The organism is Saccharomonospora iraqiensis subsp. paurometabolica YIM 90007, assembly GCF_000231035.2.
Taxonomy (GTDB): domain Bacteria; phylum Actinomycetota; class Actinomycetes; order Mycobacteriales; family Pseudonocardiaceae; genus Saccharomonospora; species Saccharomonospora paurometabolica.
Map to the genome: position 1 here is coordinate 16506 of NZ_KI912259.1, position 14173 is coordinate 30678.

Here is a 14173-nt window from a genome sequence, read left to right on the forward strand (position 1 = left end):
CGGCGCGTCGCCCCGGCGGCCGCGGCCGCCGCGGCCCTGCTCATCCTCATCGCCATCCTCCGCCGAGCCCGCTGCCGCCGCTGACCCACCCCACCCCACCCCACTCGCGAGTCGCCACCCCATGCCCGCGAGTTGCCACTTCACGCCCGCGAGTTGCCGCCGCATGCCCGCGAGTTGACGCTTCGGGCACCGCCTCGACGGGCGAATGCGACGTGCCGGCCGGAACGGAACACACGGCTGCGTGCGGACGTGGTGGCGCGGGGTGTCGGCGCGGTGCCCGTGCCGTTGACTCGGTGCCCTGGAGCGTCGTCTCGGCGTCGTGAGGCGTCGACCCGGTGCCCTGGAGCGTCGACTCGCGGGACGGCCGGCGGTCGCGGTGGGTGACCGCCGGCCCCCTGGTTCTGCGCGCGTGGTGTTCGCGCGCTTCTGCAAGTCCTCCACCACCCCGGCCTCGCCGCGGGCGAACCCGCAGGTCGTGGCGACGATACGCACTCGATCAGTCACCCGGAGGAATGGTTCCCGGACTGTCGAGGATTGACGATCTCAGCCTCTGCGCACTCTGTAGCCATACGGGCGCGGGGCGTACCGGACACGCAGAACAGCGCACCGTTGTGAGCAGATTCCAGAACCCCAAGGAGAAACATCACCATGCGAGTTCGCAGAGCCGCTGTCGTCGTCGCTCTGGCCGCCGGCACCGCTGTCGCCGTCGCCGGAACCACCAACGCCTCCCCGGAGAACAACGACTGCAGCGACACCGGTCGCTACATCCAGGCCGACTCCTGGGCCGACGCCGAGTGCGAGTTCGACTTCGCCCGCGAGCAGTGGGAGCAGGCCAAGGACGAGGCCGAGGACGAGCGGGACAAGCACGAGGACAAGCACGAGGACGGGGACAAGGGCAAGGACGAGGACAAGAAGCACCACGACAAGGACAAGGACCACGACAAGGACTGGGACAAGGACAAGCACCACGACAAGGACTGGGACAAGGACAAGCACCACGACAAGGACTGGGACAAGGACAAGAAGCACCACGACAAGGACAAGCACAAGGTCGAGAAGCACTACCACAAGCACTTCCACAAGCACCACGACAAGGACCACGACAAGAAGCACCACGGCAAGAAGCACCACGACAAGCACGGCAAGAAGCACCACCACAAGAAGCAGGTGCACAAGAAGCCGCACGGTGGCGTGGAGACCGGTGACGGCTCCTTCGCGGCGGTCGTGCGCTGAAGCACCCAGTGATGCGTAACCACACGCGCCGCCATCCCCGCCACGCCGGCTCCGGCCGGCTGGTGGGGATGGCGGTTTTCGTCCTCCTGCTGGCACTGACCGGATGCACCGGTCCGAACGCGACCGTCGGTACGCCGACCTTCGAGCACACGGTCCCGACCGAGAGCGGCGTCCAGAAGCCGGTCATGCCCGCGTCGGACCCGGTCCGACTGCGGATTCCCGCGATCGGCGTCGACACCGACGAGTTCGTCGACCTCGGCCTCGATGACGACAACCGGATGGAGGTTCCGGAAGGCGCCCACGAGGTCGGCTGGTACAACCAGTCACCGACCCCGGGCGAGCTGGGGCCGTCCGTGCTCGCCGCACACGTCGACTGGAACAACGAGAAGGGCGTGTTCTACGACCTGCGCACGCTGAACGACGGCGACGAGGTGATCGTCGACCGGGCCGACGGCAGCAGCATCCTGTTCGAAATCCACTCCGTCGAGCGCTACACCAAGGACCAGTTCCCGACGGACAAGGTCTACGGCGACACCCACCACCCGGAGCTGCGGTTGATCACCTGCGGCGGCGTGTTCGACCGTTCCGCGCAGAGCTACGAGGACAACGACGTCGCCTACGCCCGCATGGTGGCCTTCCAACAGTGAACGTGGGGTCGGGGGCCACGGCACCGACCCCACCGCCCGGGTGGTCGTGCCCGGCGCGGTCCGGTACCGGCGTGGTGGTGTGGGACGGCCTCAGCGGTGACTCAGCACGTTGATCACCCGGCCGTTGGGGTCCCGGACGAAGAAGCGCCGCACGCCCCAGTCCTCGTCCCGTAGCGGATGCACGATCTCCGCGCCGTGGTCCCGCATCGCCGCATGAGCCGCGTCCACCTCGTCCACCTCGACACTCATGTCGGGGCGACCGGCGCGGTCTCGTCGCTCGTCATGAAGTTGATCTGTGCCGTCGGCGTGGACGGGGACGCCTGCGTCATGACCCAGCCGAGATTCATGACCTCCTCGAATCCCAGCAGGGTGTAGAACTCCCGGCTCTCCGGCAGGGCCGCGGGCTGGACATTGGGCACGACGCGGCGAACGGACATCACAGGCTCCGGTGGGACGGCATTGTTCGGACCGATCCAGAAGTACTACACCCGGTTCCCTGCCGCCACCCGTTCCGGGAGGACGGCCTGCTCACGAGCGTGATCCGAGGTCGTCGAACTCGCCGGCCCGGCAGCCCTCGACCCAGGCGGCCATCTCGGCGCGGGTGAACAGCAGAGCGCCCGCCTCGGGATGTTTGCTGTCCCGAACGGCGATCCGCCCGTCCGGCGTCGGCGCGACCTCGACGCAGTCCGCGCCGCCGTTGCCACCGCCTCCGGAGAAGCTGCTCTTGCGCCAAGGCAGGTCTGGCAGTGGGTCGTCGTCCATGCCGCACCTTCTTCCTCGATCACCCGAAGCTCTGCGCAGCCTCCCGCACGAGTTCGAGAGACTTGCTCTGCGAGAGCGCCTGCTGGGTCAGGATACCGAAGCGCAAGGTGTAGTCCCGTACCTCGTCGCGATCCTCGATGTAGGCGGTGTAGCTCGGGCCCTCCGTGTAGCCGATGTCCGGAACCGGGTCGGGCAGGGTGAGGATCGAGAACGGTCCTTCCAGGGCGGGGCCGGCGCCGACCGACTTGGGAAGCACCTGGATGCTGATGTGTGCGTGGTCGGCGGCGTCGGCGAGGTGGCGCAACTGCCTGCGCATGACGGTCGGGCCGCCGACCGGCCGTTCGAGGAGACCCGCGTCCAGAATGACGTGCAGCTGCGGCGGATCCGCCCTGCCGAGAATCTGTTGACGCGCCATGCGAGCCATCACCCGCTGTTCGACCTCGTCCCCGGTCAGCTCCGGATTGACCCCCGAGATGAGGCAGCGTGCGTACTCGGTGGTCTGGAGAAGCCCCGGAACGAGCAGCGTACTGAACTGCCGTCGCGCCACCAGGGCGGTCTCCCAGTCGAGGAACTGGTGGAACTCGGGTGGCAGGTGCTTGCGCACGTCGGCGAGCCAGCCGCGGCGGCGGGAGTTGCCGGCCAGTTGTCTGAGCCAGTTCGCCAGTGCCGGGTCGGCGACGCCGTAGACGGTCAACAGTTGGTCGAGCTCGCGCGGCTTGACTCCCTGTTCCCGGTTCTCGATCCGGGACAGCTTGGGGCGCGACCAGGTGCCCTGCCCCTGGCGGAGCTTCTCGATCACCTGGTCATGCGTCAGCGCGCACTCCTCCCGGAGTTTGCGCAACGTCTCGGCGAGCTGCCAACGGCGCACCGCGGGGTTCTCCGGGATCTCGCCGTCCCTCACGTCAGCCTCCTGGTCTCTCTCGGGCCCCGTGAAAGCCGGCGAAGGACTGGGTACGGACGGCGATCTCTAGTGGTTGTCACCGCCTGCGCCCGGTGTTCGACCCGGACGGCGGAGCGGGTCACTCACCCGGAGCGACCGGCGCGGCACCGTCCGGTGCGGAGGGTCCACACCGCTCCCGCACGGGCGTGATGCGGTGCCGGGTGAGCCCCGTCAACGTCGGCGCGGTCTTCGTCACCCTTGCGGCCCGGCTGTGGACTCGCGGCACTGGACTCGCGTAGCTTGACCGCCTATAACCGAAGGCATAATCGGATATCGCGGCTGTTCGAGCCGGAGCGGGAGAGCCCCCGTGTGGTCAGGACGGGGCACCGAAGGAGCAAACGCCCCACAATCTCTCAGGTACCACTACCGCTCACGGCGAGGCCACTCTGGAAAGCAGGCTCACCACGAGGGCCTCACCCAAGGTGTAAGCCGTGCTCACGCGCGGTGAAACTCTCAGGTGCCCATGACAGAGGGGGAGTTCCCAGCACCAGGCGGGCAAACCTGCCTACGCCAGAGAAGGAGCTCCCCGCCATGACGCAGAAGTCGTCGCCTCCCGTGACACCCCCGCCGACGCCGTTCGCCTCCCGGCACATCGGCCCGAGCGAGGCCGAGCAGGCGAAGATGCTGGCCGAATGCGGTTTCGGCAGCCTGAACGCCCTGGTCTCCGCCGCGGTGCCCAGCGCCATCCGCAACCCGCGCGGGCTCGACCTGCCCGAGGAGGCCTCCGAGGAGCAGGCGCTGGCCGAGCTGCGGGAGCTGGCCGCGCGCAACACGCCGCGGACCCAGATGATCGGTCTCGGCTACCACGACACCGTCACCCCGGCCGTGATCCGGCGCAACGTACTGGAGAACCCGGCCTTCTACACCGCGTACACGCCGTACCAGCCGGAGATCTCGCAGGGCAGGCTGGAGGCGCTGCTCAACTTCCAGACGATGGTCTCCGACCTCACCGGCCTGGACACCGCGAACGCCTCGATGCTCGACGAGTCCACCGCCGTCGCCGAGGCGGTCATGCTGATGCGGCGGGCGTCGAAGTCGAAGTCGCAGACCGTGGTGCTGGACGCCGAGTGCCTGCCGCAGACGATCGCGATCGTGCGCACCCGCGCCGAGGCCGTCGGCGTCGAGGTGGACGTCCGGGACCTGTCCCGGGGGCTGCCGGACGAGTTCTTCGGCGTGGTCGTGCAGTACCCGGGCGTGTCCGGTGTGCTGCGTGAGCCGGACTTCTACCGGCGGATCGGGGACGCCGCGAAGGAGGCGAAGGCGCTGTACTGCGTCGCCGCCGACCTGCTCGCGCTCACCCTGGTCACCTCGCCCGGCGAGTTCGGCGCCGACCTCGCCGCGGGCACCACCCAGCGCTTCGGCGTCCCGCTCGGTTACGGCGGGCCGCACGCCGGGTACCTGGCCGTGCGCTCCGGGCTGGAGCGGTCGCTGCCCGGCAGGCTCGTCGGCGTCTCGGTGGACGAGGCGGGCGCCCCCGCCTACCGGCTGGCCCTGCAGACCCGGGAGCAGCACATCCGCCGGGAGAAGGCCACCAGCAACATCTGCACCGCGCAGGTCCTGCTCGCCGTGATGGCCTCGATGTACGCCGTGTACCACGGCCCGGACGGGCTGCGGCGGATCGCCGAGCGGGTGCACCGGCACGCCGTCGGGCTGGCCGACGCGCTGCGCGCGGGCGGCGTCGAGGTCGTGCACGGGCGGTTCTTCGACACCGTCACCGCCCGCGTGCCCGGCCGGGCCGACGCCGTGGTCGCGGCCGCCCGGGAGGCGGGCATCAACCTCGGCCCGGTGGACGCCGACCACGTGCGGATCGCGTGTGACGAGGTGACCACCCCGGAGACGCTGGCCGATGTGCTCGGCGCGTTCGGGGTGACCGGCACCGGTCCGGTGACCACCGCCACGACCGCGGACAGCGGTGTGGGCGCGCTGCCCGACGGGCTGGGCCGCACCAGCGAGTACCTGACGCACCAGGTGTTCCACACCTACCATTCGGAGACGGCGATGCTGCGTTACCTGCGCGGGCTCGCCGACTCCGACTACGCGCTCGACCGGGGCATGATCCCGCTCGGGTCGTGCACGATGAAGCTCAACGCCACCACCGAGATGGAGGCGGTCACCTGGCCGGAGTTCGCCGGGGTGCACCCGTTCGCGCCGTCCGCCGACGCCGAGGGCTACCGGGTGCTGATCGACCAGCTCAGCTCGTGGTTGGCCGAGGTGACCGGCTACGACAGCGTCTCGCTGCAGCCGAACGCGGGCAGCCAGGGTGAGCTCGCCGGGCTGCTGGCGATCCGCGCGTACCACCGCGCGAACGGGCAGCCGGAGCGCGACGTGTGCCTGATCCCGTCGTCGGCGCACGGCACCAACGCCGCCTCCGCGGTGCTCGCCGGGATGCGCGTGGTCGTGGTGGCCTGCACGGACAACGGCGACGTCGACCTGGACGACCTGCGCGCGAAGGTGGACAAGCACCGCGACACACTGTCCGCGATCATGGTCACCTACCCGTCGACGCACGGGGTGTACGAGACCGGCATCACCGAGCTGGCCGAGATCGTGCACGCCGGCGGCGGCCAGGTGTACGTGGACGGGGCGAACCTCAACGCCCTGCTCGGGCTGGCCAAGCCGGGCGAGTTCGGCGGCGACGTGTCGCACCTGAACCTGCACAAGACGTTCTGCATCCCGCACGGCGGGGGCGGCCCCGGTGTGGGGCCGGTCGCGGCGCGGGCGCACCTCGCGCCGTACCTGCCGAATCACCCGATGGAGCCGGCCGCGGGCCCGGAGACCGGTGTCGGGCCGATCTCCGAGGCGCCGTTCGGCTCGGCGTCCATCCTGCCGATCTCCTGGGCGTACGTGCGGATGATGGGGGCGGCCGGGCTGACCGACGCCACCCAGGTGGCGGTGCTGGCCGCCAACTACGTCGCCGCACGCCTGGCCCCGCACTTCCCGGTGCTCTACACCGGGCGGGACGGGCTGGTCGCGCACGAGTGCATCCTCGACCTGCGCGGGCTGACCAAGGAGACCGGGGTCACCGTGGACGACGTCGCCAAGCGGCTGATCGACTACGGCTTCCACGCGCCGACGATGTCGTTCCCGGTGGCGGGCACGCTGATGATGGAGCCGACCGAGAGCGAGGACCTGGCCGAGCTCGACCGGTTCTGCGACGCCATGATCGCCATCCGGCGGGAGATCGACGAGGTCGCGGCGGGCACCTGGGACGTGGAGCGCAGCCCGCTGCGCGGGGCCCCGCACACGGCCGAGCAGCTCACCGGCGACTGGGATCTGCCCTACGACCGGCGCACGGCCGTCTACCCGGGCCGCACCCGGCCGAAGGGCAAGTACTTCGCCCCGGTGCGGCGCATCGAGGGCGCCTACGGCGACCGCAACCTCGTCTGCTCCTGCCCGCCCGTCTCGTCGTACGAAAGCTGAGGTCCCCGCGTGACGAACACAACGGATTCCACGCCGCGCCGGACCCCGCTGCACGAGGTGCACACCGAGCTCGGCGCGTCGTTCACCGACTTCGCCGGCTGGTCCATGCCGGTGCGCTACGACAGTGAACTGGCCGAACACCGGGCGGTCCGCGAGACGGCGGGCCAGTTCGACCTCTCCCATATGGGTGAGATCGAGCTGACCGGGCCGCAGGCCGCCGACGCGCTCGACTACGCGATGGTCGGCAAGCTCTCCGCGGTGCAGGTCGGCCGCGCCCGTTACACGATGGTGTGCGACGTCGACGGCGGCATCCTGGACGACCTGGTCGTCTACCGGCTCGCCGAGCAGCACTACCTCGTGGTGGCGAACGCGGGCAACGCCGCGCTGATCGCCGACGAACTGCGGACCCGCGCGTCCGGCTTCGACACCGAGGTCACCGACCGCTCGGCGGAGACGGCGCTGATCGCCGTGCAGGGCCCGGCCTCGGCCGCGATCGTGGCCGGGGCCACCCGGGCCGAGCTGTCCGGACTGCGGTACTACGCGAGCATGCCCGCCGCCGTGGACGGCGACGAGGTGCTGCTCGCCCGCACCGGCTACACCGGTGAGGACGGCTTCGAGCTGTTCGTGCCCGCCGGGGCGGCCGTGCGGGTGTGGCGGCGGCTGGCCGAGGCCGGTGCCGCGCACGGACTGACGCCCGCCGGGCTCGCCTGCCGGGACTCGCTGCGGCTCGAGGCGGGTATGCCGTTGTACGGCAACGAACTCGGCACCGGGACGACCCCGTTCCACGCCAACCTGGGGCGTCTGGTGAAATTCGACAAGCCGGGTGATTTCGTGGGCAGGGCCGCCCTGGAAAAGTGTGGTGAACCGGACCGGGTCCTGGTGGGTCTGCGCGGCAACGGCCGTCGCGCCCCCCGGCACGGCTACCGGCTGCTGCACGGTGACCACGAGGTCGGCGAGGTGACGAGCGGGGCGCTGTCGCCCACGCTCGGCCACCCGATCGCGATGGCCTTCGTCCCGCCGGAGCTCACCGAACCCGGGACCGCCCTGTCGGCCGACATCCGCGGGCGCGCGGAACCGGTCGAGGTCGTGTCCCTGCCCTTCTACCAGCGTCCCTCCTCTTCGAAAGGCTGACCGTTGTCGACGAACATTCCCCAGGACCTGCGCTACACCGCCGAGCACGAGTGGGTACGCACCGAGGACGACACCGTGACCGTGGGGGTCACCGCGTTCGCCGCCGAGTCGCTCGGTGACGTCGTCTTCGTCGAGCTGCCCGAGGCCGGTGGCACCGTCACGGCGGGCGAGGTGTGCGGCGAGATCGAGTCGACCAAGTCGGTCAGTGAGCTGTACTCGCCCGTCACCGGCGAGATCGTCGCACTCAACGAGGCCGTCGTGGACGCGCCGGAGACGGTCAACTCGGACCCGTACGGCGACGGGTGGCTGTTCCGGGTGCGCGTCGAGTCTCTGCCGGAACTGATGGACGCCGACGCCTACGCCGCACAGATTCAGGAGGGCTGACATGAAAACGTTCGACGCCGATCTGGCCACGGTCGACCCGGAGGTCGCCGACGCGGTGGCCGCCGAGCTCGACCGCCAGCAGTCGACGCTGGAAATGATCGCCTCGGAGAACTTCGCGCCGGTGAGCGTGCTCGAGGCGCAGGGCTCGGTGCTGACCAACAAGTACGCCGAGGGCTACCCCGGCAAGCGCTACTACGGCGGCTGCGAGCACGTCGACGTCGTGGAGAACCTGGCGATCGAGCGGGCGAAGTCCCTGTTCGGCGCCGAGCACGCCAACGTGCAGCCGCACTCCGGTGCGCAGGCCAACGCGGCGGCGATGGTCTCGCTGCTCGACCCGGGCGACACGATCCTCGGGCTCGACCTCGCCCACGGCGGCCACCTCACGCACGGGATGAAGCTGAACTTCTCCGGCAAGCTCTACAACGTGGTGGCCTACCACGTCGACGAGCAGACCGGCCGGCTGGACATGGCCGAGGTCGAGCGGCTCGCGCGGGAGAACCGGCCGAAGCTGATCATCGCGGGCTGGTCGGCCTACCCGCGGCAGATCGACTTCGCGGAGTTCCGCCGGATCGCCGACGAGGTCGGGGCGAAGCTGATGGTGGACATGGCCCACTTCGCCGGTCTGGTCGCGGCGGGCCTGCACCCGAACCCGGTGCCGTACGCGGACGTGGTGACCACCACCACGCACAAGACCCTCGGCGGGCCGCGCGGCGGCATCATCCTGTCCAAGCAGGAGTACGCCAAGAAGATCAACTCGTCGGTGTTCCCCGGCCAGCAGGGCGGGCCGCTGGAGCACGTCATCGCGGGCAAGGCGGTGGCGCTCAAGATCGCCGCGAGTGACGAGTTCCGCGACCGGCAGCAGCGCGTGCTCGACGGCTCCCGCATCCTGGCCGACCGGCTGTCGCAGTCCGACTGCGCGGACAACGGTGTGCGGGTGCTCACCGGCGGCACCGACGTGCACCTGGTGCTGGTCGACCTGGTGAACTCCCAGCTGGACGGCAAGCAGGCCGAGGACCGGCTGCACGAGATCGGGATCACCGTCAACCGCAACGCGGTGCCCAACGACCCGCGCCCGCCGATGGTCACCTCGGGGCTGCGGGTCGGCACTCCCGCGTTGGCCGCCCGCGGCTTCGGTGCGGACGACTTCACCGAGGTCTCGGAGATCATCGCGACCGCGCTGCGGCCCGAGCTCGACGACGCCACCCGGAAGGACCTGCGGTCCCGCGTGGCGGTGCTCGCCGAGAAGCACCCGCTGTACCCGCACAAGAACTGAGGCGGCCCGCCCGCCGAGGGGCGGCCGAGCGGCCGGAACGGGGGCTCCGGGGTGACCCGGGGCCCCCGTTGCCGTGTTCGGGGGTGTCCCGGGTTCCGGGCCGGGCGGTGGACACCCGGCGTCAGCGCGCGGGTGCCGTCCAGCGGAGGGTGGCGGCGATCGGGTCGTGGTCGGACAGCCGTTCGCCGCTGTCGTCGAGGAAATCGGCCCGGTCGTCGCTGTAGTCGGTGGCGGTCAGTTCGAGACCGTCGCCGCCGCGGTAGAAGATCTTGTCCACGACCTCGCACCGGTCGATCGTGGTGGTGTCGCACTCCGGGGACGGACCGCCGATCTCCGGTGGGACGCCGTCGTGCACGAGCTCCACCCACGGGTCCCGCAGCCCGTTGTCCGCCACGAACTCCCGCACGATGTCCTCGCCGCTGGTGTAGCGGGAGTTCGTGTCGCCCATGACGACGACGGGGCGCCCGGACGAGTGGGCGGTGATGTGGTCGGACACCTGCCGCAGATTGCTCCGCCGGGCGGCGTGGTCGAGCGAGCTGTCCCCGGCGTCGGCGTGCAGGTTGTAGAAGTCGACGGTGATCCCGTCGGCGATCTCCACCCGGGAGAAGGTGAACCCCTTCGGGGTGAGGCAGTCGGCCTGGTTGATCCAGCAGTCGTCCCAGGTGACGCGCTCGAGATCGCGGAGCGGGAAGTTCGACAGCGTGTTCAGCCCGGAGCCGAACGGCACGCCGCCGCTGGTGGCGGTGCGGTGCGGGTGGTCGTCGGCCTCGTACAGCGCGGCGTGGTAGTTGAAGTCCTCCTGGACGTGCACCACGTCGTAGGGCGCGATCCGCTCGCCGATCACGGGGGTGTTCTCGGCGGGGTCACTGCCGGAGAGCGGCTCGGGCAACCCGGCGATGTTGTACGTCAGCGCCGTGAACGTCCCGCTCGCCGCCGTGGGCGGGTCCGCCGCTGCCGTCCCGTCCTCCGGGGTCGCGGCCGCCGGGGCGGTGCCCGCCGCGGCGAGCGCCACCAGGGCCATCATCGGGGTCAGCCGTCTCATGCGCGCCTCCTCGACCGGGTGAGTAAACCTGAGTGAATCTCACGTTCGAGTCGACGATCAACCGCCGAAGGGGGGAACGGGCAGCCGTCGGGCCACCCCGTCGGCCGGCGGCGTCGCGTCCGGCCCGGTACGTGCTCCGGTGCGGCGTCAGCCGGTGACCAGGGCGAGGGCGAGTCCGTCCCAGCCCTTCGTGCCGACCGTCTGCACGGCGGTGGCGTCCAGCCGCGGGTCGGCGGCCAGCAGTTCGATGACCTCCCGGCTGCCCCGCACCGAGGGGTCCGGGTCGGTCGCGTCGGCCACCGCGCCGCGCCGGACCACGTTGTCCACCACGATGAGCGATCCCGGCCTGCTCAGCCGCACGGCGTGCCGGACGTAGTGCGGGTTGTTCACCTTGTCCGCGTCCACGAACGTCAGGTCGAACGGGCCGCGCGTTGGATGTCGTCGAGAACCTCGTCCTGCCCGACGAGGTGGCCGTCGACGTAGTCGTCGACCGCCGCCCACCGCTGTTGGTCCGTCACGAGGGGCAGCCTACGGCCGGTCGTCCCCCGGGGTGTCGTCGGGAGCGTCGGCCGGTGGTGTGGCCTCCGGCGAATCGGCCTCCAGGACCGTGAAGCGGTCGGTGGTCGGCTCCGTGGCGGCCTCCCCGGGATCGGTGTCCCCGGCCTGCATCACCGCGTCCCGCAGCACGGCGCGGAGGCGGCCCACGTCGAGCGAGGTCAGCACCGCGGCCTCACCCGGCGGGGCGACGAGAACCACCCGGTCGGCGCTGACGAACACCGACAGTGCCCGACGCCGCCCGGCCAGGTCCCGGCAGGTAACGGCCCATTCGTCTCGCACAGCCACCTCGTCCGCCCCCTCGTTGTCGTCGGGACAGACTGTATCGCGCGTCACAGCCGAATGTGATCGATTCGACCGTTTCCGTCGCGGTCCGTCCCGCGGCGGCGCGGTCAGAAGTCGCGGGCGCTCTCGGTCGGGTGGTGCGGGTGCAGCCGGTGCAGCCGCACCCGGCGGTGGATCCGGATCATCGGGCGCGCGGCCAGCTGGAGGCTGCCCACCAGGAACAGTGCCGTGCCCACGACGACCGTGGCCTCCCAGAAGAACAACACGCTGCCCACGGTGAACCAGAGCGCGATCAGCAGGTCGTTACCGATGCTGAGCAGCTCGTACCGGCGGCGGAGGACGAGTTCCTCGTGCCCGAACCGCAGTGTCAGCGTCCCCTCCGCGTCACCGGAGCGTCCGTCGTCGGCCATGGGATCACGGTGCCACGGCCGGTCGGGATCGGCAGGTCACGTGCCCACCGTCCGGGGGCCGGGCAGCCCGGGAGTCCCACCGCGGGGCTGCGGCGGCTCAGCCCACCGGGGCGTCCGCCGCAGCGCGGTCCGGCGGGGAGGTGGGTGTGCCGCGCGGCCGGGTGAGGACGAGGAACACGGTCAGGGCGGCCGCGGCCGCGACCGCCATGATCATCGTCATCGGCAGTGCCGAGTCGCCGCCGAGGAGACCGACCAGGGGCGAGGCGGACCCGCCGACGAGGAACTGCACCACCCCGAGCAGCGCGGAGGCCGATCCGGCGGTGCGCGGGTGGTCGGCCAGGGCCAGTGACGTGGCGTTCGGCATGATCATCCCGACGGAGGAGACCATGAAGAACAGCGGCGTCAGCAGCCCCGGCAGGCCGAGACCGGCCAGCACCGCGAGGACGGCGCCCGACGCGCTGACGGTGACCATGGTCAGGCCGGTGCGCAGCAGTGTGCGGGGGGCGAAGCGGCCGACGATCCGGCCGTTGACCTGGGTCATGATCACCAGGCCGACGCCGTTCATCCCGAACGCCAGGCTGTACTCACCGGGGGAGAGGCCGTAGAGGTCCTGGAGCACGAACGACGAGCCGGAGATGTAGGTGAACATGGCCGCGAACGCCAGTCCCACGGTCACCGTGTAGCCGAGGAACACCCGGTCGGCCAACAGGTCGCGGTAGGTGCGCACGATGCGCCCGAACCGGGGAGGCCGGCGTCCCGCCACCGGCAGTGTCTCGGGCAGGGCCAGCGCCGCGACCACCAGCAGGAGGCCGCCGAAGACGGTGAGCGTGACGAAGATGCCGCGCCACGACGTCCACTCCAGCAGCTGTCCCCCGATCACCGGAGCGAGGATCGGCGCCACCCCGACGACCAGCATCAGCACCGAGAAGAACCGGGCCATCGCGGCCCCGGAGAACAGGTCGCGCACCGCCGCACGGGCGATCACCATCCCGGTCGCCGCGCCGAGCGCCTGTACCGCTCTGGCGGCGATCAGGACCTCCGCCGAGGGGCTGGCCGCGGCGAGCACCGAGGCCATGATGAAGATCGACACCCCGACGAGCAGGGGCCCGCGCCGCCCCCACGAATCCGACAGCGGCCCCGCCACCAGCTGGCCGACGCCGAGACCGACGAGGAACACGGCGAGGGTGAGCTGCAACACGGCGTCCGTGGAGCCGAGATCCTCCGCCATGAGCGGCAGGGCGGGCAGGTACATGTCGATCGACAGCGGCCCGAACGCCGTCAGCCCGCCGAGAATGAGTGCGAAGCGTGCGGTGCGGCCCTTCCCCGGTGCACCGGTGTCGGTGTCGGTCGCGTCCGTGTCGGCCACGTCCGTCGTCACGCTCACGCTGCCTCCTCGTCGCGTCGGGTCCTCTGCGCAGTATCCGGCCTCTCCCCACAACTTGTTAGTGCTACTAAGTATTTCGTCGGGGCGCTGTGATCTGGATCTACATCCGGACGCGGTGCGGGGTCAGTCGAGCGCGACGGGCATCACGAGCGTGGTGTAGCTGCCCTGATCGGCCGAGCGCACCAGGGCCGGCCCGGTCGGTCCGCCGGTCTCCAGCAGCACCTCGGGACCCACCCCGGCCTCGACGATCGGCCCCAGTACGGCCGGGTCGAACGCGAGCCGCAGCGGTGTGGAACAGACCGCGCTCAGGTCGGTGTCCCCGACCCGGAGGGTGTCCCGGTCGGCCTCGAGGACCACGGCCCCGGCCTCGTGGCGCGCGAGTGCGTCGCCGAGCGCGACACGGTCGGTGAGCACACGGTACCGGGGTGGGTCGAGGGCGGCGAGCAGGCTGCGGTAGTCCGGGTAGTCGGCGTCCAGCACGGGCAGGGTGCGCACGTCGTTCTCGACGTCCGGCCCCGCCACGAGCCGGACCCGCCCCTCCTCGGCGGTCAGCCGCAGCTCGGGGTGGCGCACCGCCCAGGTCGAGACCTCCAGCAGCGCCTCGGCCGGAACCAGGGCCCGGGTGGCGGTGCCGTCGGCGGCCGACGCGGTCAGCTCGCGGATCGCCATCCGCAGCCGGTCGGTCGCGACCAGCCGCACGGTGGTCT

General features: G+C 71.0%; 14 protein-coding genes, 2 pseudogenes and 1 riboswitch. Of the genes and pseudogenes, 6 read left to right on the top strand and 10 right to left on the bottom strand.

The window, feature by feature from the left end; translation table 11 throughout:
- The first annotated feature begins 648 nt into the window (after positions 1-648).
- Both SACPADRAFT_RS0220930 and SACPADRAFT_RS0220935 read left to right on the top strand, forming a co-directional pair.
- The gene (locus SACPADRAFT_RS0220930; RefSeq protein WP_007024559.1) at positions 649-1233 is read left to right on the top strand and encodes a hypothetical protein; all 585 of its coding nucleotides are present in this window, start codon (positions 649-651) and stop codon (positions 1231-1233) included.
- A 68-nt stretch (positions 1234-1301) separates the two neighbouring features.
- Positions 1302-1880 carry a class F sortase gene (locus SACPADRAFT_RS0220935; protein WP_157577258.1) on the top strand — a complete coding sequence of 193 codons (579 nt, stop codon included), beginning with the start codon at positions 1302-1304 and terminating at the stop codon, positions 1878-1880.
- Positions 1881-1970: 90 nt separating this feature from the next.
- On the opposite strand, the gene SACPADRAFT_RS34205 is transcribed toward SACPADRAFT_RS0220935, so the two are convergent.
- From SACPADRAFT_RS34205 to SACPADRAFT_RS0220950, 4 genes are all read right to left on the bottom strand, one after another.
- Positions 1971-2129: a VOC family protein gene (locus tag SACPADRAFT_RS34205; RefSeq protein ID WP_007024561.1), complete on the bottom strand. Its 159-nt coding sequence runs from the start codon at positions 2127-2129 to the stop codon at positions 1971-1973.
- Positions 2126-2317 carry a VOC family protein gene (locus SACPADRAFT_RS34210; protein WP_007024562.1) on the bottom strand — a complete coding sequence of 64 codons (192 nt, stop codon included), beginning with the start codon at positions 2315-2317 and terminating at the stop codon, positions 2126-2128. Before SACPADRAFT_RS34210 ends, SACPADRAFT_RS34205 begins: the two co-directional genes overlap by 4 nt.
- A 91-nt stretch (positions 2318-2408) precedes the next feature.
- Positions 2409-2642 carry a DUF397 domain-containing protein gene (locus SACPADRAFT_RS0220945; protein ID WP_007024563.1) on the bottom strand — a complete coding sequence of 78 codons (234 nt, stop codon included), beginning with the start codon at positions 2640-2642 and terminating at the stop codon, positions 2409-2411.
- A gap of 19 nt (positions 2643-2661) precedes the next feature.
- The gene (locus SACPADRAFT_RS0220950; RefSeq protein WP_007024564.1) at positions 2662-3543 is read right to left on the bottom strand and encodes a helix-turn-helix domain-containing protein; all 882 of its coding nucleotides are present in this window, start codon (positions 3541-3543) and stop codon (positions 2662-2664) included.
- Between the two features lie 323 nt (positions 3544-3866).
- A riboswitch (glycine riboswitch) is annotated at positions 3867-3961 on the top strand.
- 152 nt (positions 3962-4113) lie between these two features.
- On the opposite strand from SACPADRAFT_RS0220950, the gene gcvP reads away from it, so the two are divergent.
- The 4 genes from gcvP to glyA are packed head-to-tail and all read left to right on the top strand — an operon-like array spanning position 4114 to position 9790.
- Positions 4114-7002, top strand: a complete 2889-nt coding sequence (gcvP, locus tag SACPADRAFT_RS0220955; protein ID WP_007024565.1) for an aminomethyl-transferring glycine dehydrogenase — start codon at positions 4114-4116, stop codon at positions 7000-7002.
- A 9-nt stretch (positions 7003-7011) separates the two neighbouring features.
- The gene (gcvT, locus tag SACPADRAFT_RS0220960; protein WP_007024566.1) at positions 7012-8133 is read left to right on the top strand and encodes a glycine cleavage system aminomethyltransferase GcvT; all 1122 of its coding nucleotides are present in this window, start codon (positions 7012-7014) and stop codon (positions 8131-8133) included.
- Positions 8134-8136: 3 nt separating this feature from the next.
- Entirely contained in the window at positions 8137-8517 is a 381-nt protein-coding gene (gene gcvH / locus SACPADRAFT_RS0220965) for a glycine cleavage system protein GcvH (protein ID WP_007024567.1), read from the top strand.
- Position 8518: 1 nt separating this feature from the next.
- Entirely contained in the window at positions 8519-9790 is a 1272-nt protein-coding gene (gene glyA / locus SACPADRAFT_RS0220970) for a serine hydroxymethyltransferase (RefSeq protein ID WP_007024568.1), read from the top strand.
- A 121-nt stretch (positions 9791-9911) separates the two neighbouring features.
- Here the strand turns inward: glyA and SACPADRAFT_RS0220975 are convergent, their stop codons facing one another.
- The 6 genes and pseudogenes from SACPADRAFT_RS0220975 to SACPADRAFT_RS34215 all read right to left on the bottom strand — a co-directional run.
- Positions 9912-10832, bottom strand: coding sequence for an endonuclease/exonuclease/phosphatase family protein (locus SACPADRAFT_RS0220975; protein ID WP_007024569.1), 921 nt, complete (start codon positions 10830-10832; stop codon positions 9912-9914).
- A gap of 147 nt (positions 10833-10979) precedes the next feature.
- Positions 10980-11258 (bottom strand): annotated as a pseudogene (locus tag SACPADRAFT_RS29085) (O-methyltransferase); the annotation flags it as partial.
- Positions 11259-11459: 201 nt separating this feature from the next.
- Positions 11460-11675, bottom strand: a pseudogene (locus SACPADRAFT_RS34550) (hypothetical protein); the annotation flags it as partial.
- A gap of 104 nt (positions 11676-11779) precedes the next feature.
- Complete coding sequence (locus tag SACPADRAFT_RS0220990; RefSeq protein ID WP_007024573.1) at positions 11780-12082, bottom strand: YrhK family protein; 303 nt, start codon at positions 12080-12082, stop codon at positions 11780-11782.
- A 97-nt stretch (positions 12083-12179) separates the two neighbouring features.
- Positions 12180-13466, bottom strand: a complete 1287-nt coding sequence (locus SACPADRAFT_RS0220995; protein ID WP_007024574.1) for a Bcr/CflA family multidrug efflux MFS transporter — start codon at positions 13464-13466, stop codon at positions 12180-12182.
- A 123-nt stretch (positions 13467-13589) separates the two neighbouring features.
- A partial coding sequence (locus SACPADRAFT_RS34215; protein WP_007024575.1) for a DNA polymerase III subunit beta family protein occupies positions 13590-14173 on the bottom strand: 584 nt, incomplete at its 5' end.